19 protein-coding genes are annotated in these 19263 nt (G+C 51.4%); 10 read left to right on the plus strand and 9 right to left on the minus strand.

What is annotated here, in order from left to right:
- Positions 1-338 precede the first annotated feature (338 nt).
- Positions 339-905: a hypothetical protein gene (locus K3T82_RS21510; protein ID WP_220195603.1), complete on the plus strand. Its 567-nt coding sequence runs from the start codon at positions 339-341 to the stop codon at positions 903-905.
- Positions 906-1177: 272 nt separating this feature from the next.
- Here the strand turns inward: K3T82_RS21510 and K3T82_RS21515 are convergent, their stop codons facing one another.
- The 6 genes from K3T82_RS21515 to K3T82_RS21540 form a co-directional block, all read right to left on the minus strand.
- On the minus strand, positions 1178-1570 hold the full coding sequence (locus K3T82_RS21515) for a response regulator (RefSeq protein ID WP_220195604.1): 393 nt from the start codon (positions 1568-1570) through the stop codon (positions 1178-1180).
- A gap of 198 nt (positions 1571-1768) precedes the next feature.
- On the minus strand, positions 1769-2866 hold the full coding sequence (locus K3T82_RS21520) for a Gfo/Idh/MocA family protein (RefSeq protein ID WP_220195605.1): 1098 nt from the start codon (positions 2864-2866) through the stop codon (positions 1769-1771).
- Positions 2867-2930: 64 nt separating this feature from the next.
- Positions 2931-3737 carry a sugar phosphate isomerase/epimerase family protein gene (locus K3T82_RS21525; RefSeq protein WP_220195606.1) on the minus strand — a complete coding sequence of 269 codons (807 nt, stop codon included), beginning with the start codon at positions 3735-3737 and terminating at the stop codon, positions 2931-2933.
- Positions 3738-3752: 15 nt separating this feature from the next.
- The gene (locus K3T82_RS21530; protein WP_220195607.1) at positions 3753-5186 is read right to left on the minus strand and encodes a tagaturonate epimerase family protein; all 1434 of its coding nucleotides are present in this window, start codon (positions 5184-5186) and stop codon (positions 3753-3755) included.
- Positions 5186-6598 (minus strand): glucuronate isomerase, encoded by a 1413-nt coding sequence (gene uxaC, locus K3T82_RS21535; protein ID WP_220195608.1) that lies wholly within the window; start codon positions 6596-6598, stop codon positions 5186-5188. Before uxaC ends, K3T82_RS21530 begins: the two co-directional genes overlap by 1 nt.
- Positions 6595-7941, minus strand: a complete 1347-nt coding sequence (locus K3T82_RS21540) for a Gfo/Idh/MocA family protein (RefSeq protein ID WP_220195609.1) — start codon at positions 7939-7941, stop codon at positions 6595-6597. Before K3T82_RS21540 ends, uxaC begins: the two co-directional genes overlap by 4 nt.
- A 209-nt stretch (positions 7942-8150) precedes the next feature.
- On the opposite strand from K3T82_RS21540, the gene K3T82_RS21545 reads away from it, so the two are divergent.
- The 6 genes from K3T82_RS21545 (at position 8151) to K3T82_RS21570 (ending at position 14504) form a co-directional block, all read left to right on the plus strand.
- On the plus strand, positions 8151-9161 hold the full coding sequence (locus K3T82_RS21545; protein ID WP_220195610.1) for a LacI family DNA-binding transcriptional regulator: 1011 nt from the start codon (positions 8151-8153) through the stop codon (positions 9159-9161).
- 523 nt (positions 9162-9684) lie between these two features.
- Complete coding sequence (locus K3T82_RS21550) at positions 9685-10998, plus strand: ABC transporter substrate-binding protein (protein WP_220195611.1); 1314 nt, start codon at positions 9685-9687, stop codon at positions 10996-10998.
- Positions 10999-11165: 167 nt separating this feature from the next.
- Positions 11166-12128 carry a carbohydrate ABC transporter permease gene (locus K3T82_RS21555; RefSeq protein ID WP_220195612.1) on the plus strand — a complete coding sequence of 321 codons (963 nt, stop codon included), beginning with the start codon at positions 11166-11168 and terminating at the stop codon, positions 12126-12128.
- A gap of 3 nt (positions 12129-12131) precedes the next feature.
- On the plus strand, positions 12132-12998 hold the full coding sequence (locus K3T82_RS21560; RefSeq protein ID WP_236031443.1) for a carbohydrate ABC transporter permease: 867 nt from the start codon (positions 12132-12134) through the stop codon (positions 12996-12998).
- Positions 12999-13225: 227 nt separating this feature from the next.
- On the plus strand, positions 13226-13885 hold the full coding sequence (locus tag K3T82_RS21565) for a GNAT family N-acetyltransferase (protein WP_220195613.1): 660 nt from the start codon (positions 13226-13228) through the stop codon (positions 13883-13885).
- Positions 13886-13901: 16 nt separating this feature from the next.
- Complete coding sequence (locus K3T82_RS21570) at positions 13902-14504, plus strand: TetR/AcrR family transcriptional regulator (protein WP_220195614.1); 603 nt, start codon at positions 13902-13904, stop codon at positions 14502-14504.
- Here the strand turns inward: K3T82_RS21570 and K3T82_RS21575 are convergent.
- On the minus strand, positions 14501-15403 hold the full coding sequence (locus K3T82_RS21575; protein ID WP_220195615.1) for an NAD(P)-dependent oxidoreductase: 903 nt from the start codon (positions 15401-15403) through the stop codon (positions 14501-14503). The genes K3T82_RS21570 and K3T82_RS21575 overlap by 4 nt on opposite strands.
- Before the next feature lie 238 nt (positions 15404-15641).
- Here K3T82_RS21575 and K3T82_RS21580 point away from each other — a divergent pair, with 238 nt between their 5' ends.
- From K3T82_RS21580 to K3T82_RS21590, 3 genes are all read left to right on the plus strand, one after another.
- On the plus strand, positions 15642-16355 hold the full coding sequence (locus K3T82_RS21580; RefSeq protein WP_220195616.1) for a TetR/AcrR family transcriptional regulator: 714 nt from the start codon (positions 15642-15644) through the stop codon (positions 16353-16355).
- A 66-nt stretch (positions 16356-16421) separates the two neighbouring features.
- Positions 16422-16868 (plus strand): hypothetical protein, encoded by a 447-nt coding sequence (locus K3T82_RS21585; protein WP_220195617.1) that lies wholly within the window; start codon positions 16422-16424, stop codon positions 16866-16868.
- A 246-nt stretch (positions 16869-17114) separates the two neighbouring features.
- Positions 17115-17789, plus strand: a complete 675-nt coding sequence (locus K3T82_RS21590; RefSeq protein WP_220195618.1) for a methyltransferase family protein — start codon at positions 17115-17117, stop codon at positions 17787-17789.
- A 98-nt stretch (positions 17790-17887) separates the two neighbouring features.
- Here K3T82_RS21590 and K3T82_RS21595 read toward each other — a convergent pair whose 3' ends face one another.
- Together K3T82_RS21595 and K3T82_RS21600 are read right to left on the minus strand one after the other, a co-directional pair.
- On the minus strand, positions 17888-18370 hold the full coding sequence (locus K3T82_RS21595; protein ID WP_220195619.1) for a DinB family protein: 483 nt from the start codon (positions 18368-18370) through the stop codon (positions 17888-17890).
- Between the two features lie 169 nt (positions 18371-18539).
- Entirely contained in the window at positions 18540-19178 is a 639-nt protein-coding gene (locus K3T82_RS21600; RefSeq protein WP_220195620.1) for a hypothetical protein, read from the minus strand.
- Positions 19179-19263: the final 85 nt, after the last annotated feature.

The raw sequence follows: 19263 nt of genomic DNA on the forward strand, positions 1-19263 counted from the left end.
TCCCTCCTTAAAGCATCTAAAAATATTGCTCTGTACATTCAGTTTGCACCTGAGCACAAACTGATCAGGCAAGATTAGACATAAAGGTGGAATGATTGTGCTAAACACATCTGCATGCTACAATCTTTAATACGCAATTATGGCTTTTTTTATAACATTTAAGAATAGGCTTACTCCTTATTCGAAAACCTGAGTGCAGCAACACTAGCCGCGGCAGCGGCGTTGGTTTTCGCATAAGACCTTAGACATAAGGAAAGGGATGCATACTCGCGATGAATTGCGCTAATTGTGGTATGGTGATACCAATTAATGCTGCTGTATGTCTAAACTGTGGAGCTATGGCTCCTGCTTCATACCCTTATGCTCAAAATCCAGAATATAGACCAGAACAACAGAGTTACTATCCTTCTGGTCAATCCAGCTATGATCAACCACAGTCAGGATATGAATCACCACAGCCGGGGTATAATCCACCACCACAAGGCTATTACCAGGCCCAACAGAGCTACATTCCTCCTACGCCTGGTTATGGCCCACAATCAGGCTATGTTCCTCCTCAACAAGGCTACATGCCACCTCAATATGGGCCTCAACCAGGGGTGAATGTTACAGTCGTCAACAATACGCAGAGAAGTAACACCCCGCTTGTCGTTGAAATTATCCTCTCTATCTTCGGCATCTTTGGCGTTGGTTGGCTGACAGCAGGGGAGACAACAGTAGGAATTGTCTTGCTTCTATGCAGTTTCTTCGTATATTGGCCTATGCTTGTCGTAATCGGAATCTTCAGTATAGGGGTATGTGATTTCCCACTTATCATCGCGGCGATTGTTGTAAACGCTATCCTTCTTAATAACAAGCTAAAAGCGAAAGCAATCGCGTATGTAACCATGATACAGAGCAGATAAGAAATTATGTGGAGTCGAACTCCTCATAAAGCCCGGCTCCACATGCTCGCTATAGTACTAGCAGGAGGTTTTGCTTATGCCCCTAAATGCAACCATGCCTCTCGCTAGCGCAGCTCCAGGTAAGCCAGAGCGAACATTTCTTCCTCGTCCTGTTCTGTATCTACTTGTTGAAAGCCGAGTGCCGATGTTTGTTTGGTTCCATTCTTAAAAAGATACAGCAATAGGTAGTCTACTATGAACACGAAGCCGAGACACACCAGGGAGACATCATCCTAGAGCAAGGTATTGACAAGGTAGAGGAACTCGTCAAGTTCGATTGGCTTCTGCAAACGCAGAAGCTTATTATGCTCCACTGGTATATTCATAAGCTCGGGCATGGCGCTAATAAGTACGACAGGTACATCATCGAAGATATCCATAGCTCGTATGGTCTGGTAAAGAGTAAAGCCATTTACATCGGGCAACCGGTAATCACAAATGAAAAGGTCGGGGCGATCATGCTTGAGAAGCGCCAGAGCCTCAGAGGCGGTAAAAGCCAGCACTGCCCTATGAGGGGTTTCCTGCTTGATAGCTTCCGTGAGAAAGAGGCCAATCTCAGCATCATCCTCCACAATCAATATATATTTTGAGGAGCGTTCTAGGTTCTGTTCGTTTGTATGATACATAAGCAGTCCTTTTAGAGAAAAGTCGAGTAACGTTATATTATTGCACGTCCTCCCTCCGCAAATCGTCTCATTTATACGCAAAAAGTCCTCGTCCACTAGGATAAAGAGGTGATACATGCGACATGATGCAGACATCAGCCGAGCATGTATCACCTCTTTACATCTCAAATCCTTGAATTCTCCTCTATTGAAACAGGCCTACTTCTTCCCCTCGCGCAGGTCCGCAAGGAGGTCCGCATAAGCGTGCCGGTCCAGGGGAAGCACAACCTCGCGCTCCTTATGGCTGGAATAGTTGATGGCATTAGCAAGCTCTAAACCCAATAATCCTTGAGCACCCTCCGCGCGAGGTAAGGTGCCATTGAGTATGGCATTATGAAAATCACGGTAGACGGCGACATGATCGCCCTTACCTTCTTCCAGACTCACATCATATGGAAGCACGTTGGGGCTACCATAGGGGTTGAGACAACTCACTCTGTACTCCCGCATATCCACATCGAGCGTTTGCACGCTCAGCTTGCCATGTCCCATTTCGAGAGAGCCACGCGTACCAACTATCTTCAGACGCTCCGCAACATCAGCTTCGGCAGTGCTAATATGGAGCATGCCCAGGGCGCCGTTCGACCATTCTAGCATGGCATGCGCCGTATCTTCCGTTTCGATGTCGTGTAGTAATTGGCGCGTCCAGGCTACAACTCGTCTGGGCTGACCCAGCAAATAGCAGAGCACATCCAGGTTATGCGCGGCCTGATTGGTAAGGATGCCACCACCCTCACCTCGCCAGGTCGCGCGCCAGGCTGCCATAGAGAAATAACTCGCTGGACGAGGCCACATCGCGACCAGTTCGACGCGCTGAATCTCACCCAGCACGCCCTGCTGTAAGACCTGACGAGCGGCGTTTACCTCTGGGCGAAAGCGGTGTTGGAGGACTACGCCTAACTGGCGCTCGTTCTGACGTGCGGCCTCTAGCATAGCATCCGCCTCCTCGACCTGCACCGCCATAGGCTTTTCGATCAGCACATGGCTTCCCGCGCTTAGACTGTCAATCGCCATTGATGCATGCAAAAAAGGCGGCGTCAGGATCACGACAATATCAGGCCGCTCCTTCGCGAGCATCTGGCGATAGTCTTCATAAAAGGCGCTGCCTAGTTCTTGAGCGCGCTGCTGACCAACTTCGACATTAACATCGGAAACCGCGACCAGATCGACTTCTGGCAATTTTAGCGCAGGTCGATGACCGTTCAATATGCCAGCCCCAACACCAATAATCGCGTGCCTCAGGCGTGTCTGCTCCATCGCGACAATACTCCTTCTCACTACATGTTTTGTATATCAATATTCAACTCGGCCTTGCTCACCTTTATGAAACACCTGCTTCGCGCAAGAGTGTCAGCAGAGAGGCAAAGGATTCGCGAGTAGCCTGCTCCTGACCGCCCTGCGGGTGTGAGTAGTGTGTCTCCAGCGACATGTATCCCTCATAGCCGTCAGCTGCGAGGGCGCGAAACTGGCTGACATAATCGATAGTTCCTGCTCCCATGCCTGTCCAGCGGAATTGGTCATCTACATCCTTGAGATGGACATGATAGGCACGCTGACGCACATGCGCGTATCCTTCGGGGAAAGGGGATGAGCCGAGAGCGGCCTCATTACCAGGGTCCCAGATCACGCCAAAGGAGGTCGATGGAATGCGTTCAAGCAGCCAGCCAGTCTCTTCGCCTGTAGCGATATTGCAGGCGTGCTCATTCTCTATCACCAGTTTGAGCCCTGCCTCCTCGGTTCGCCGGACCGCTTCGGCAATTACCTCAAGAACCTTCTCACGTACAGCTGTGGGATCAGGCACACGCATAAAAGAAAAGGTACGTACGAGAGGAGCGTTAAAGCGCTTCGCCAGCTCAAAGGAGTGTTGCAAGATTTCCCACTCCCGCTCCTGCTCACTCTCATTCTGCCAGAATGGACTCTTCAGAAAGGGAGAGGCGATAGAGCAAACCTTGAATCCGCCATTCTCAAGTAGATCCTGGACACGCTTCAGGCTCGCATCGTCATGGAAGACGATATTTTTGTTGTCAAACGTGCGCAGTTCAACAGTGTCCACACCCAGATCACGACACACTTGTAAGGCATGTTCAAGATCCTGAGAGATCTCATCAGTAACAATGCTAAGTTGCAAAAGGTTTGCTCCCCTCTACTGAAGACGAAGCGGCTCCAGGTGCCGGACGAAGTGCCGCTTTATAAAGGCATAGTATTCCTCGCGATGCCGAACCAGAGCACGCTCAAGAGCCGCCCCAAACCTATCAAGCGCTGACCCAAAGGTGACATGCAGAACCTGCCGCGCATCAAACTGCTCAAGGAGGGATGGCAACTGCTCATCAGTGAGTTCATCAGACGCTGGTACTTTATCCAGACTCGCCGAGACATGATACGTCTTACGGTCTTCCTCGTAACGTTCGCGGGCGAAGGTCAATATCTCGCGGAAGAGATCTGTCTCTACAGTAGCCAACAAGCGCAGCGCCTCAAGATAGCTTGTACCCGCCGTCTTGAGATGGACCAATCCCTGGGTATAGCGCATAGCGGGCGGGTAGACATCAAACTTATCAGAACCAGTGTGCAGACTCAATTTATAGCTATTGCCAAAGTGACGCATGATGGCAGCATGCCCGGCAAGGTTGCGCTGAAGCTCGTCGAGTGAGCCGATGTAGTCGACGCCCTTCTCAAAGCGTCCAACAAAACGCGGTGCCATGCTGACCAGGGGCACTCCCAGGCGTTTGAGTTCGGAGACGATATAGAAGTGCTCTTGCAGACGGGTAGTGGTGCCTGTCTCATCAACCGACATCTCTAGCTCAAAGGGACGCGTTCCCATAAGCTCACGCAGACGACGAGCCATTCTCGCAGTATGCGCGATAGCGGCTCCATACTTGGCAACCGCGCTATACAATGCCTGGGCATCGAAGGGCAGAGGGCGTCCGTCCAGGTCTACGGTCGTGAGGTAGCGCACCTGAGTATCCTGCATGGTTGTTTCCAACTCGTCCCAGGGTAAAGCACTGACCTTCTCACGCAAGCGCTCAAGGGGAGCGGTATCCGCGTCGTCGTCCACATAGTCGCCTGGATCGATGGTGTAGAACGTATAACCAGCCTCCACAAATGGGTCGATGTCCGCGAGCGTTTTCAGGTGATCGGCATCCGCGCCCCAGGCTTCGCGCCAGCCCATCTCAAACGCGCCCCACATGGCATCATCAAGCACTTGTTGGGGCGTACGACCAGTACGCGTATTTTCGCGTACTGATTGCTGCGCGAAGATGGGTGCCACGCCGGTCCCCTGAATCGCCTGAATATGACCAGGTGTAGCGAAGCCCAGCCTGTCACCCATGCCAGCCGACGTTCTCAAACCCAGCGTGACGGGTTGCAACCAGGGCAAACGCTGGCGCAGGGTATCTGCGTTCTCAGCGAGTAGAGAGCAGAGCAGGGCAGATGGCTGGTCGTGAGGGGTACCCACAAAGCCCGCCGTCTGACCAGCGACCACCAGCATTCTCTCACCTTCAAGGTTCATCAAAGCATAGGTCGTCCCCTCATACTCAACGACCGATTGCGGCAATATAGGCAAGCTTGATAGGTCTGACATTAGAGTCCTCCTAGCTTGTACGTCTGCTTCGCCAGGCGATAGGCCAGATCCACAATCATTTCATGGGCGTCTTCCTCATCGATGATACCGCGCACAACATGATCTGCTAGCCAGTCAGCGCTGGCACGACGCCAGACATTATGGCGCGCTGGAATCGAAGGATAAGCACGCGTATCATCGTTAAAGCCAGCCGTGTTATAAATGCCAGCCGTTTCGACGACATTATCAAAAAAGCGCCGCATCCCATTGAGGCTATCGAAGAACCACCAGGGCGGACCAAGGCGCAACGCTGGATAGTGTCCAGCCAGAGGAGCCAGTTCGCGGCTATAGGTTGTCTCGTCGAGGTTGAAGAGCACCAGAGTCAGAGCCTTCTCGTTACCATAAGCATCCAGCAGTGGCTTGAGATTGGCGGTGAACTCGCCTGCTGTGGGAATATCGGCTCCCATATCTGGACCAAAGCGCTCAAAGAGGGAGGTGTTATGGTTGCGATAGCTACCAGCGTGCAACTGCATCACGAGCCCATCCTCAATACTCATGCGCGCCATCTCGATCAACATATGTCCGGTGAAGCACCGCGCGTCCTCGGCGCTGACATTCCCCTTCAGGGCGCGCTGGAAAATCGCCTCAGCTTCACCTGAGCTCAGCCGTTTCGTATATGCGGTCAGAGCCGCATGATCGGTAGCGGTCGCGCCAAGACTCTTGAAGTAAGCACGACGCTGCTCCAGGGCTGCGATATATGACTGATAGTCCTTTACTTCAATGCCAGAGACTTCAGAGAGACGTTGGATCTGAAGATCATAGTCGGGAGTATCAATGTTGACCACTGCGTCCGGTCGGAATGTGGGAATAATACGCCCATGCCAGCCTGACTCACGCAGCGCCCGATGATACTCCAGAGTACTCGTCGCTGGATCAGTTGTCGCCAGCACTTCGATATTGAAGCGCTCAAAGAGCGCGCGAGGGTGGAACTCATCGCTCGCCAGTTTCCCGCTCAAAGCGTCATAGATGCTCTGCGCGTTCGCGGAGTTGATCTTCTCGTCGATGCCGAAGATATCGCGCAATTCGTCACGTAACCAGATGGAAGTAGGCGTCCCTCGGAAGAGATGCCAATTATCGCAGACGAGTTGCCAGACACGACGATGATCGGGCGCGTCTACAGTTACGCCATTCCTGGTGGGAATAGTGAGTTCTTCCAGCCTGATTCCCTGTGAATAGAGCATACGGAAGACATAGTGATCAGGGATGATGAGTAGATCAACGGGCGTTCCCCACTGGTAATTGGGGTCAGCCAGTAGACGCGGATCAACATGCCCATGCGGGCAGATGAGAGGCAGCGCTTTCACCTCATCGTAGAGCGCACGCGCGACCTGGCGCTGTGCGGGCTCGGGGGAAAAATAGCGATCCTCATTCATAGCGTATTTGCCTCCTTCTGTTTCCACGTGGAGAGAGGGAATAGGTCATCAACCGTTACCAGCGTGCCAGTACGCATCGACTCATTCGCCGAGATGCCTGTAAGGATTGAGGCCGCTCCGTCAATATGCGAGGCTGCGCGCTTGAAAGGATCAAAGGGCGGCTCAGGAGCGAAGAGTTGCTCCAAAAGCACTGGGTCCCCCCCGCCGTGCCCACCTTCGCCAATCGGCACCTCAACTTCATAGGGCACACCAAACATAGGATAGGCTCGGATAGTCGCTTGCTTGAAAGATCCCTTGCTCGCACCAACGCCTTTGGCACGCCCGTCACCATTCAGGTGGTTGATGTTCTCCACAACCTCCAGTTCAATTCGTCCCCTCGTGCCCGTTATCGCGACACGCAACCCCTCCCAGGGCGAGTACGCCAGTAGATGATAGGAGAGTTGCGCGCCATTTTGATAGCGAGCCACAACACTCATTGTATCCTCTATTGTGATGGGTTCGCCAAAGACGTTGCGGTCACGCAAGTAACCGGACTCCTGCTCGGCTTCCAGGTAGAGACCTCGTAGAGCCTCATTCTCATCTAGCTTCAGAGCAAAGGGGTCGCCCTGAGCCTCGGGAATACCGGTATAACGCGTGTAGGGGTAGGACTCTCCACGCTCCTCCGCGTTCGCTCGCCCGTAGAACTTCAGATCGCCGAGGGCAAATACCTGACGTGGATATGAGTCGATCCACCAATTTACAAGGTCAAAGTGGTGTGTCGCTTTGTGGACCATCAAACCACCACTGTTCTGCTTCTCCCGGTGCCAGCGTCTAAAATAATCTGCCCCATGACTGGTATCGAGGAGCCAGCTAAAGTCAACCGAGAGCGGACGACCCACGACTCCATCGCGCACCAACTCACGGAAACGCGTGTAGGCTGGTGTATAGCGATAGTTAAATGTGACTCGCAGAGACTTGCCCGTTCGCTCAATCGTATCAAATATGGCGCGAATCTTGGGCACCTCAGTCGTCATCGGCTTCTCTGTAATCACGTCGCAGCCCAGTTCCATCGCGCGAACGATGTAGGTGTGATGTGTGCTATCCATAGTCGTCACAATCACCACATCAGGCCGGGCCTCAGCGATCATGGTATCAAAATACTCAGCCTTAAAGGTGGGTAGCGGCTCTCCACCGCGATATCCCCGCTCATGTATGCGCTGATTATACCAATCCATGCGTACCTGGCTAAGGTCGCAGAACGCGACCAGCTCGGCCTTATCCTGATAGGTCGTGGTCAGCGCGTCTACATACATACCCGCGCGCGACCCGGTACCTACGATAGCGTAACGCTTGCTCTGAGTCATTTCTTCTCCTTCTCCCTTCGTGTGGAGGAGCATGTCCTCGGCGTCAATTTTTTGTGACCGGTCACACAATAGTATAGTCATCAAAGCGCTCCAAAAGCAAATTATACGCAGGTTTATGATCTTTTTATGACAAAACAGGGATTGACAAAGCAAAATAAGCTTGATTATAATGTGACCGATCACAATTTTTATCGCAGTTGAGTACCAATATGACACTCAAGAAGAAAAAGATCACAATTCATGATGTCGCACGTTCGGCAGGTGTCTCGTACCAGACGGTATCACGCGTCTTGAATGACAGTGATAATGTCTCAGAGAAGACACGCAAGCGCGTCTTGAGCGCGATGGAAGAGTTAGACTACTCGCCGAACAGAGTAGCTCAGATACTCAGCACCAACCGTTCACATACATTGGAGTTGTTTCTTGTAGATGTCAGGCATGGTGGGCGTCTCGCCAATACCACGAAGCAGATGGCACATGTCGCAAAGAGCATGGGTTACAGTCTCCTTGTCTCGGAAACCGATGAGGACAATTTGGAAGAGGCATTTGAGCAGGCAGCATCACGGTTGGTAGATGGAGTCGTGATGTACGCGCCTCGCATGCACATTTCAGATGATGATCTTTTAGCTCAAAGTCATGGAATCCCCCTGGTTCGACGCGACTATGTTCCAAGTTCAAAACTGGCCTGGATTGGCTTTGATCAGGTATACGCGACACGCATAGCAGTGGAATATCTTATCAATCTGGGGCACCGGCATATCGCCGCCATCCCTCCCGAAGAAGAAATTATCAATGGATACTGGCGTCAAAAGGTGTGGAAAGAGACTCTGCGCCTACATGGCCTGACGCCCGGGCCTGCTTATGGGGCTGACTACACTATTAGCGCGGCATACGAGGCAACAAAACACGTTCTGGCGAGCGACGATACGTTCACCGCCTTGCTAGCCGGAACCGATACAATGGCATTTGGAGCCATGCGAGCCTTACGCGAACATGGTTTGCGCATTCCCGATGACGTTTCTGTCATTAGCTTCGACAACGCAGAACTGGCAGCCTATACCGAACCGCCACTTACAACGGTTGACTTTAAATTCTCCAAGCAGGATGAGATGGCAGTCAAATACTTGATTGAGCTACTTAATGATCCAGAACTAGAGCTTCACCAACGTATACTCATACCAAATCTTGTCATCCGCGAGAGTACACGCAAATTACCATGAGCAATGTACGACTTGACGCATAGCATCTTCAAGAGGTTTCAGTAACAGGTAAACAATATCTTACTCCCGGCACGGCTTCCCCTCCTCTCTCCAGAGGCAGTGAAGTAATACGACAAAAGAAAACGATTACCAATGAGTTAAAGCCCATCATACGCTAAAGAGAAAGGAGGTTATGTCGCTGCACCTACCCGGTGCCCGACCCTTCACGACAGGTCATATCCTGACCACTATATCCAACAACGCCAATCTTATTTCCTGTTTACCGATCCAAGGCGCTCTTTCTTACTGGTCGCAACGAGTGCGGCCATACAAGTAAGCAAGCACACTATCCCATAGACGAGATAAACGCACGGCATGTCTTTCTTCTGCTTGAGCAGAACAGTCTTAAAATCACACAACGCTTAGATTCCGAACGTTATTCAGAATCTGAACACTGGCAACGTAGCTGGCATAAGTGATGTCGCATCCCTACAGTGGGTTGGCGAAAGCGTAAGACACAAGACGAAGAGGAGAACATGATCTTATGAGCAGGATCTATAGCCGACGGCAAGCGGTTCAATTGGGTGTAAGCAGCCTGGCAGGGCTGACAGTTCTAGGGCTCACCAGTTGTGGGAGCCCTACCGCCAAGAGTGGAACCACCAAACTACAGCTCTATTTCTGGGGCTCCGCCTCACGCGACAAGCTTACCAAAAAGGCTATCAGCCTCTTTCAGGGACAGCACTCCAATATTACCATCAATTCACACTTCACTGGCTTTGACGCTTACTGGGACAAGCTCAATACACAGGTAGCAGGCGGAACCATGCCCGACCTGTTCCAAATGGACATGCGCTACGTGGCTCAGTATGTCAAGCAAGGTCTTTTATTAGATCTGACATCCTCTATCGATAGCAAAGCTATCAATCTCTCCGACTTTGACCAGACCCTACTAGAGAGTAGCAAAGCTAGTGGAAAGGTCTATGGCATCCCAATGGGCGGCAACTATCATAGTTGGATCTATGATACCGAGATGCTCAAGGACGCTGGTGGCACTCCCCCCACTGATGACTTGGACTGGAATGGTTTCTCTGACTATATGACCAAGCTTTCAAAACAGCTCAAGAAAGGAGTAAGCGCCAGCAATGATGCCAGTGGTGAGATTGCGACCTTCGAGGTCTGGTTGCGCCAGCATGGGAAGGAACTCTACACCAACGATGGGCAGGTTAACTTCACGGCTGACGACGTTGCCGAGTGGTTTAGCTTCTGGGACAAGATGCGCAAGGCGGGGGCGTGTGTCCCACCTGACGTTCAGGCATCGTTAAGCGGAACCAGCGGGGCCGCTAACTCCACTCTCATTCATGGTAAAGCAATCTTTAACGTCACCCACTCGAACCTCTTTGATAGCTATCAGACCCTCACGAAGCACGCGCTTGAGCTTTATCCCATTCCTAAAGGCTCACAACCAGGCTCTTATCTCAAGCCTTCAATGCTTATTAGCATATCTTCTAAGACAAAGTACACCGATGACTCAGCCAAATTCATCGACTTCATCACCAATGACCCCAAGGGGGTTCAAGCCCTTGGGCTCGACCGTGGTGTACCCGGAGGAACTAAGGCTCGCGAGTCGCTCACTTCGCAACTCACGACCAGTCAAAAGATTGTCATGACCTTCTTCGACCGTATGGCCCAGGGTAGTCGAGTCAAGGGCAAGCAGGTCCTTGATCCTCCCGGCGCGGGCGATGTTCAGACCGCACTAACCAGGGATTCACAGGCAGTAAGCTTTGGTAAGACATCTATCTCAGCGGGAGCCAAAAGCTTCCTCTCTGATGCCCAGAAGGCCATTGCTCAGGCTAAGTGATGCGCCTCCGCGTCTTTAGCACTCAGAATGTAGAGCGGATGCTCCCGCCGCTCTACATTCCTCTATGGGCCACGCCATTGATTATGAGTGCTGATATGGCCTGATAGGCCATATCAGAGGCTACTTAGCAAGCATCATGACAGAGTAACAACACTGGAGTTATACTTATGGCTCGCATTGCTATAAAAGAGGCACCACAAGAGACGCTCAAGCCTATCTCAACGCGCAAACACACGCCCAATCACCTGCAAAAGGAGCAGGTAGCAGGCTATGTCTTCCTTATTCCCTGGTTCCTCGGTTTCATCGTCTTTACGATAGGGCCAATCCTTGGTTCGCTTTATCTCTCATTTACACACTATGATCTTTTGTCCGCGCCACGATGGCTTGGGCTGGACAACTACATCAACATGTTCCAGGATGAGCGCTGGCAACACGCGGTCCGCGTTACGATTGGCTATGTCTTCTTATCGGTGCCTTTCAAGATCGCCTTCGCGCTCCTGCTAGCACTTATCTTAAAGCGCGGGCTGACCAGCATAGGCTTATACCGAGCCATTTACTATGTTCCCTCCCTGCTGGGTGGGAGCGTTGCCATCGCGATCTTGTGGCGGCAGATTTTTGATTCAGATGGTGTGGTCAATCAGTTTCTCAGGCTGTTTGGCATTCCAGCGAACCAGAGTTGGATCGCGAATCCAGATTACGCTCTGTCCACGCTTGTTCTGCTCTCCATTTGGCAATTCGGCTCGCCCATGATTATCTTCCTGGCGGGTCTTAAGCAGATTCCCACTGAGTACTACGAGGCGGCACAAACCGATGGCGCAGGAAGGCTACGCATATTCTTCCGCATTACGCTCCCTTTGCTAACACCGCTGATCTTCTTCAATCTTGTCATGCAGATGGTAGAGGCGTTCCAGGCCTTCACACCCGCCTTTATTATCAGTAATGGGCAGGGAAGCCCACTCGATTCGACGCTGCTTTACACGCTCTACGTCTATCAGCAGGGCTTTGGGAGCCTGCACATGGGCTACGCTTCAGCGATGGCATGGACCTTATTGATCGCCATTGCAAGCATTACCGCGCTGGCTTTCCAGACTTCGCGCTTCTGGGTCTTCTATCAGGATGAGAGGAGTTAGTTGATGATTACCCATCTTTCTGGAACACAGAGGCATAACAAGCGCCTCTCCCGTTTCCTCTTACACCTGGGAATCGCGGTTGGCGCGTTCTGTATGATTTATCCTCTGATTTGGCTCTTTGTGGCTTCCTTCAAACCGCTTGACTCCATCTTTGGTGGCAATGCCAATATCTTCGCATCCGGCTGGACGCTACGCAATTATGTCGATGGCTGGAACGCCCTGGATTATACATTTGATACGTACTTCTTCAACTCGTTCATCGTCTGCCTGGGCGCGGTCGTCGGGAATCTCATCTCATGCTCAATGGCTGCATACTCCTTCGCGCGTCTGCGTTTCAAATATAAAGTTCTCTGGTTCGCGCTTATGCAGGGCTCGATTATGCTACCTCACAATGCGTTGATGGTGCCACAATATATCCTCTTCAAAAATCTGGATTGGGTCAATACCTTTCTACCCTTGATCGTGCCAAAATTTCTGGCAACTGACGCCTTCTTTATCTTCCTAATGGTGCAATTCATTCGTGGCTTGCCTAAAGAGTTGGATGACGCGGCAAAGATAGATGGCTGTAGCGTCTATGGTTTCTATTGGCGCATCGTGCTTCCATTGGCCTTGCCCGCCCTGGCGACCACGGCTATTTTTACCTTTATCTGGACCTGGAGCGACTTCACCAGCCAGCTTATCTATCTCAACGATTCCGCGCTCTACACCATGCCGATCGCGCTACGCACCTTCCTCGATAGTACCGGAAACTCTGCCTATGGGCAGATGTTCGCCATGTCGGTGCTCTCGCTATTACCCATCTTTGGTTTCTTCCTGGCCTTCCAACGCCTCCTCATCGAGGGTGTCGCCACTACGGGCCTGAAAGGTTGATCTCATCCTCTCAACTAACAACAAACACATCATACGAGACCCTCCTTGAGAGTGCGCGAAGTATATGGATATATACTTAAGTGCTTCGCACACTCTTCTCATTTACCCTTGCCTTTTGTAGTGTGAGCAAGATATAATAATTTTGAGACCGATTGGTCTCAAAATTTCGCTTACGAATCAGACCAATCGGTCTCAAATTGATATTTGTTATGCAGAAAGGGTCCGCTATGACATTGCTAGATGACACATTCCTGGCTATCGATGAGCATCTTGCTGGCGCGAGAAGATCACTCACAACTGCAGCAGGACCAATCTACCTGCAAACACACTGCTCGCCGCTCCTGATTGAACAACTGCGAGCGGAACAAGGGCTACGCGCCTTCGCACGCCAGCCTGAACGTGAACATGGTCTGCTCTTGAAACTCGCCAGAGATAATGATGCGGTGCTGACTCTAGCCTATACCCCTGAGGGCGAGATTATTGGGCAGGTCTCGCTGGCGCCTGTCGAGGGTTGGTGGCATGAATTGAAAAAAACTCATGAGATCGCATTCGAGGTAAGTTCTAACTGGCGACGCATGGGGATCGCGCGCCATCTACTTGATCTGGTCTTTGAAATGGTGCCTTTGGATGATATGATTGTACTGGGCATGGGTCTACACTGGCACTGGGACATGGGTGGCACGGAATTGTCGCCATTAAACTACAGGTCAATGCTCGAACGCCTGTGCGCGTCGTATGGCTTCATGGAGTACCTGACCTCTGAGCCCAACATCAACATGCATCCGGCGAATATCTTTCTTGCGCGCCTGGGGCGAACTACCGAACAGGAGACAGTTAGCACCTTCTTCAACTGCCTCCTGCGCTCGGATACTCTGCCTGGCATGTAACTATGGGAGCGATGCAATGAGTAAAGGTAATGATACCAGGAAAATGATCCTGGCACGCGCGGCCCCAATCTTCAATCAACAGGGTTTTGTTGGCTCCTCACTTGCTGACCTCATGCGAGCAACCGGGCTCGAAAAGGGTGGCATCTACAACCATTTCACTAACAAGGAACAACTCGCACTTGAGACCTTTGACTATACACTTGCTCTAATTCAGGAACGCTGGCGGCAAACCTTCAAGGAGAAAAGACACGCCATTGACCGCCTGTTAGCAATGTTGGACTACTTCCAGGGCATTATCGATGATCCGCCAGTGCCAGGAGGCTGTCCAATCCTGAACCTATCCGTTGAGGCTGATGATACCAATCCAGCTCTCCGGACTCGTGCGCAGGAGGCTATGAACGAGCTACAGGATACACTTCGACGCATTCTGGTACGTGGTATTGAGCGCGAGGAGATACGCTCCGACGTGGATATCGAGAACTGGGTCATACTTCTGCTCTCGACAATGGAGGGTGCGATCATGCTCAGCCAACTCTACCAGGAATCCCGCTATGTCCATAGTACGGCTGACTCACTCCGTAAACTCATTCTGAGCTCATTACCGCTCACGACGCCTTAGCGATCCTTGTCTGAAGCTTTCTGTTTCTCTAGCGCACTTGCCAGGATAGCCGTCACATCTTGCAATGTTTGACCTCGCTGGCGCTGCTCGGGTGTCTCCTGACCCAGTTCAGTGCCTTCGACAAAATGATAGAGCGCAGCTGCGCCCTCATGTATTTGTGGAGGAAGGCCTAAATCGGCAAAGGTACGCGCGATTTCTTGCATCTCACCTACCCAACGATACGCCTTGGGCGGCATACCAGGAACTGAGCGTTCGAGGCTACGGAACACTGGTAGATCACGAAACTCTGCTATCAATTCCTCCTGTAAACCCAGAGCCTGACTTGCCGTAAGAGCCGTTGTCGCCAGAGCCGTCAATCCCTTTGTAACCGAGGCGTAGCACATTTTGAGACCCGATGCCTGACCGCTCTCAGCCCCTAAAACACGTACATCAAGTCCGTACTCACTTAATTGCGCGATATCCCTCGCCCGTTTGCCCGAAACATAGATATGTGGTCCTTCACCACCAAGGCGTGGTGGTCCACCGATGATTCCCCCATCCACAAAGGACGCGCCAGCCTCCGTCAAGAGCGCATCAAGCGCCAGAGCCGTGCGGGGGGCTACGGCGTTACAATCTACAAAGAGCAAATCCTTTTTCACGTTGCGTAGGGTTGCTGCAATACGCTCGCCAAAGGCATAGGCATGGGATGGTGGCATAATTGAGAGCAGGCAATCGGCCTCGCGCACAAGAACCTCATCACCGCCAACATCGCTGATGCCAGCTTTTAGCGCCAGTTCCTGGGTGCGTTGACTACGTCCATGTAGATTGGTAATGACACGCATCCCATGCTGATGCAATACCGCACCTATAGCGTGCCCCATATCACCTGGGCTCAGGATACCTACAGTCTGAATCTTCATATGTTCTCCCGCGATTACAAGCCACTCACGCCCTCACGACGCTAGCGGCAATATCTCTAGAAGCGCTCCCGCTTCTATCGTATGCCAAAGTGTCAAGGCGGCGCGCCAATTCCGCATCCCCGACCCACTTCACGCCTAACAACAACGCTTCAACAAATGTCCACCCTCTTGACAAAAGCCTATCGCCGATTATAATTAATAACCAGATCGTCTAATTATTAATTTTTGAGGTGGAATAATGGCGCGAACCGTCAAACCGGAAGCAGTCGCAGCGAAACGTAAGGAGATTCTAGATGCCTTTCAACGACTCCTGTTTACCAAGGGATATGAACAGATGTCGATTCAAGACGTCTTGAAAGAGATAAACATTTCCAGCGGGGCGTTCCATCATTACTTCGCCTCGCGTGGGGCATTACTAGATGCGTTCATCGAACGGATCAGGATAGAGACAGAGAAGCCCATCCTGCCTATCATCCAAGATCCCCACCTGAACGCTATCGAAAAGTTTCAGAGATTCTTTGATGCCTTCGACCAGTTGCGGCGTGACCGCATTGATGATGTGATTAGCCTGGGACGTGTCTGGTACTCCGACACCAATGCCATTGTCCGCCTGAGGGTGGAAGAGGCGATTTTCCAGCAGCGCACGCCGCTGGTTGCTGAGATTGTTCGCCAGGGCGTTCAGGAGGGCACCTTCAACTCCATCGATCCAGACAACACCGGCAAAGTGATCCTATCTCTATTGCAAGGGATGGGTACAATCCACGCCAGACTGATGCTGGCATTAGGTCAGCCGCACAGTGATGACCAGCCTATCGTAGATGAGATCATTGCCATTTATGAAGCCTATATGGGCGCGATAGAGCGCACCCTCGGCGCACCAGCACGCTCACTCACGCGAATTGACACCGAAACGATAAACTTCTGGGTCGCCGCCGCACGAGATGGTCAATAAGGCAGCGAAGGCAGCTCAATACCACTGAATGTCGGGAAAGCCTATGCGTAAAGGATGGTTGGTTTTATGACTCAAACGTTGGCTGAAATCTTGATTCTCGTCCCTTCTGTTCTTACTACCGGGTACTTGATCTGGATAGCAGATGTACTCCAGTCAATCATGAATGACATGGACGAGCCCACATTTGGGCGCTTTATGCACCTGCTCTATAAACGTGGCATTAGCTCAGCGTATGCTATCGTTTCATCGACCATCACCATGATTGCGATGATTCCCTACTTCATCTTCTATGGCTTTAACCATTGGTGGTTTATCGCAGGCCTTTTCGCCTTTATTCTCTCTTCAGTTGCCGGGAAGCTTCTCAACTTACCGGTATACAAAAGGATTCTTGCCCTCGATAACGGAGCCATAACCGCGCTTGCGGAGGAGCGCTGGAAGCTCCAGACAGCCAACTGGGTACGTTCATTGATCTGTTTGGCCTCTATTGTTCTTATGGTAGTCCAGTTCATCTGAAAATTTGTGTCACATAGGTCTTATGCGAAAACCAACGCCGCTCTCGGGGCTAGTGCGCACTCCTTGCGCGAACATCTAAGCGCGTTCCACGTGTTCTGAGTACCAACGTCGCTGCCGCGACTAGTGCTGGCGCGCTCAAGTACTCAGTAAGGAGTGCGCGCTAGCTGCCTCTAAGGCAGCGTTGATGTTCGTTGTAACATGCGCGCTCAGGTTTTCTAATAGGAGATAGAAAAGGATCGTAATACTATGAAGCTCGGCATTCAAACAATAGGAATGTTCCTTGCGGGTGCCATCGTGCTAGGGCTGATGTTGTTTCTCCCCGCATGGACGCTCAACTACTGGCAAGCGTGGGTCTTTATTGTTGTCTTTGGAGCATCGACAAATGGAATCGGCATTTACCTGAGCCTGAAGGACCCGGCGTTACTTGAGCGCCGTAAGAAGGGTGGCCCAACGGCGGAAACCAGGGGAATACAGAAATTAATCATCTCCCTCGGCTTTCTATCATTAATCGGTGTGATGGTTTTCTCTGCTCTGGACCATCGTTTCGGGTGGTCTCCGGTTCCCGGATATGTCTCGCTCATCGGCGATCTCTTGGTTGCTCTTGGGCTTTTCGTCAACCTGCTTGTCCTCCGAGAAAATACCTTTGGGGGGTCATCAATCGAAATCTCTGAAAACCAGCAAGTCATCTCCACGGGCCTCTACGCGCGCGTGCGCCATCCTATGTACGTGGGAGTCCTGATTATGGTATTGGGTGTTCCACTCGCGCTTGGCTCCTGGTGGGGTCTCGCGATTATCGCTATTACCGCGCCTGTGCTTATATTCAGGATACTCGATGAAGAGGCGATGCTAAAAAACGATTTACCTGGATATACAGAATACACGCGCAAGGTTCGCTATCGCCTGGTACCCTATCTCTGGTAGATTTGAGAGCTTATAGTCCGTATATGCTCATTCGCATTGCAATAAGAAGGGAGTGTGGTATTTCCCACACTCCCTTCTATTATTTACTCGATATGGCTCTAAACAAGTGAGCTTCGGATATACTCTCCATGCTCCTGATAGTGTTCTGAAGTGTTACCCACGACAAATTCCCAGGCCGGATTCCCACTAGTACTCCAGGGGAAAGGAGAAGCCAGCGTGGCTTCGGGAGTAGCCTCAAGCGTGGTTATTACCTCCTGATACGAACGCTCAAAGTCCGCCAGGACATCCGCGACAGGACGGGCCTTGTTCCGCTGATAGATACGCTCATTGATCTCATCCTCTGTGCCATGATATTCTTCAGGAACTGGCGGTTCTCTATCAGAGTCGATGGACTTCAAGCGACTCAGCATATACTCCTGCCAGGTAGTCAGATGCGCGAGGTTGTCCTTGACGGACCAGGGACTATTCACACCTGGGGTCGAGAGTTGCTCCTCGCTCAACGAGCTAATGAGTTCCATAAACTGCTGGTACTCACGTTGTATATCCTGAATTAATCCCAACTTAGAAAAAACCTCTGCCATGTTCATACTCCTCCTAAACAATTACAAGACGCAAGAGCCTTCCTATGCCTGCTTATTGTAATGGTCATTACCCTCTTATGATACTGTCGTAAGAGGGCATCTTTGTTCCTGTTTTCTTTGTTCCTGTTTAAAGAGGAGCTAAAAAATGAAGTGGGCTTTTCCGCCTGTTTCAGGCTCGCGCACTTGCTGCTGAGGGCTCGACCTCCTCATCCAACTTGACGGAAGGAAGTATCATGACACGTACAGTCAACCATATCAGTCCCGCCAGGAAGATCATGGTTCCGATGTTCGCGACAAATTGGGGGAGGAAATTACCAATAAAGGTAATAAGCGCGCCTACAGCCATGACAGCACCCGCAAGCTTTGCCGTCAGGCTAGAACGCAGAACCGCGATGCCTAACAAGGTGCCGCCAACCAGAAACAAGATATTTCCAATCAAAGACATGGTGAACAGGCCAGAGGGCATCTCGACATTCGCCAGATTAGGCGACTTGGAGACAAGGAAAGAGAGGAAGGGCATGACCAAGGCCACAATAGGCTCAAAAGACAAGGTGATCAGGAGCCAGAAGAAGCTCAGAATGTACCCAATCAGGCCTATAATTCCGATCCGCTCTCTAATGCTGGCATAGATACCGGGTAAACCCAGCGCCGTCAGCATAGCACCAAACATGCTGAGCAGGGGCAGGATCAAAGTCAGAATACTGTTAGGATCACTGTTAAAGAAAGCGGGAATGATTCCAGCGAGTAGGATAGCACACCCGGCAAGTACCACGATGCCACACAGACGCTGCACTGTTGTAATAGACATATGATAATAGAACCTCCATTGTTGCTTCACTCTATCGCGCGGCGCAGGATAGAGTGATAAGAGGATGTGTTCAAGCCAATGCAGT

It is taken from the genome of Ktedonospora formicarum (assembly GCF_016587355.1).
Taxonomy (GTDB): domain Bacteria; phylum Chloroflexota; class Ktedonobacteria; order Ktedonobacterales; family Ktedonobacteraceae; genus Ktedonobacter; species Ktedonobacter formicarum.

Excerpts from the sequence above, each read along its gene's own strand:
- K3T82_RS21570 (WP_220195614.1), top strand. The coding sequence starts at position 13,902 with ATGAGTAAAGGTAATGATACCAGGAAAATGATCCTGGCACGCGCGGCC.
- K3T82_RS21555 (WP_220195612.1), top strand. The coding sequence starts at position 11,166 with ATGGCTCGCATTGCTATAAAAGAGGCACCACAAGAGACGCTCAAGCCT.
- K3T82_RS21585 (WP_220195617.1), top strand. The coding sequence starts at position 16,422 with ATGACTCAAACGTTGGCTGAAATCTTGATTCTCGTCCCTTCTGTTCTT.
- K3T82_RS21575 (WP_220195615.1), bottom strand. The coding sequence starts at position 15,403 with ATGAAGATTCAGACTGTAGGTATCCTGAGCCCAGGTGATATGGGGCAC.
- uxaC (WP_220195608.1), bottom strand. The coding sequence starts at position 6,598 with ATGAATGAGGATCGCTATTTTTCCCCCGAGCCCGCACAGCGCCAGGTC.
- K3T82_RS21510 (WP_220195603.1), top strand. The coding sequence starts at position 339 with ATGGCTCCTGCTTCATACCCTTATGCTCAAAATCCAGAATATAGACCA.
- K3T82_RS21530 (WP_220195607.1), bottom strand. The coding sequence starts at position 5,186 with ATGTCAGACCTATCAAGCTTGCCTATATTGCCGCAATCGGTCGTTGAG.
- K3T82_RS21580 (WP_220195616.1), top strand. The coding sequence starts at position 15,642 with ATGGCGCGAACCGTCAAACCGGAAGCAGTCGCAGCGAAACGTAAGGAG.
- K3T82_RS21520 (WP_220195605.1), bottom strand. The coding sequence starts at position 2,866 with ATGGAGCAGACACGCCTGAGGCACGCGATTATTGGTGTTGGGGCTGGC.
- K3T82_RS21600 (WP_220195620.1), bottom strand. The coding sequence starts at position 19,178 with ATGTCTATTACAACAGTGCAGCGTCTGTGTGGCATCGTGGTACTTGCC.
- K3T82_RS21545 (WP_220195610.1), top strand. The coding sequence starts at position 8,151 with ATGACACTCAAGAAGAAAAAGATCACAATTCATGATGTCGCACGTTCG.
- K3T82_RS21515 (WP_220195604.1), bottom strand. The coding sequence starts at position 1,570 with ATGTATCATACAAACGAACAGAACCTAGAACGCTCCTCAAAATATATA.
- K3T82_RS21550 (WP_220195611.1), top strand. The coding sequence starts at position 9,685 with ATGAGCAGGATCTATAGCCGACGGCAAGCGGTTCAATTGGGTGTAAGC.
- K3T82_RS21540 (WP_220195609.1), bottom strand. The coding sequence starts at position 7,941 with ATGACTCAGAGCAAGCGTTACGCTATCGTAGGTACCGGGTCGCGCGCG.
- K3T82_RS21565 (WP_220195613.1), top strand. The coding sequence starts at position 13,226 with ATGACATTGCTAGATGACACATTCCTGGCTATCGATGAGCATCTTGCT.
- K3T82_RS21590 (WP_220195618.1), top strand. The coding sequence starts at position 17,115 with ATGAAGCTCGGCATTCAAACAATAGGAATGTTCCTTGCGGGTGCCATC.
- K3T82_RS21595 (WP_220195619.1), bottom strand. The coding sequence starts at position 18,370 with ATGGCAGAGGTTTTTTCTAAGTTGGGATTAATTCAGGATATACAACGT.
- K3T82_RS21560 (WP_236031443.1), top strand. The coding sequence starts at position 12,132 with ATGATTACCCATCTTTCTGGAACACAGAGGCATAACAAGCGCCTCTCC.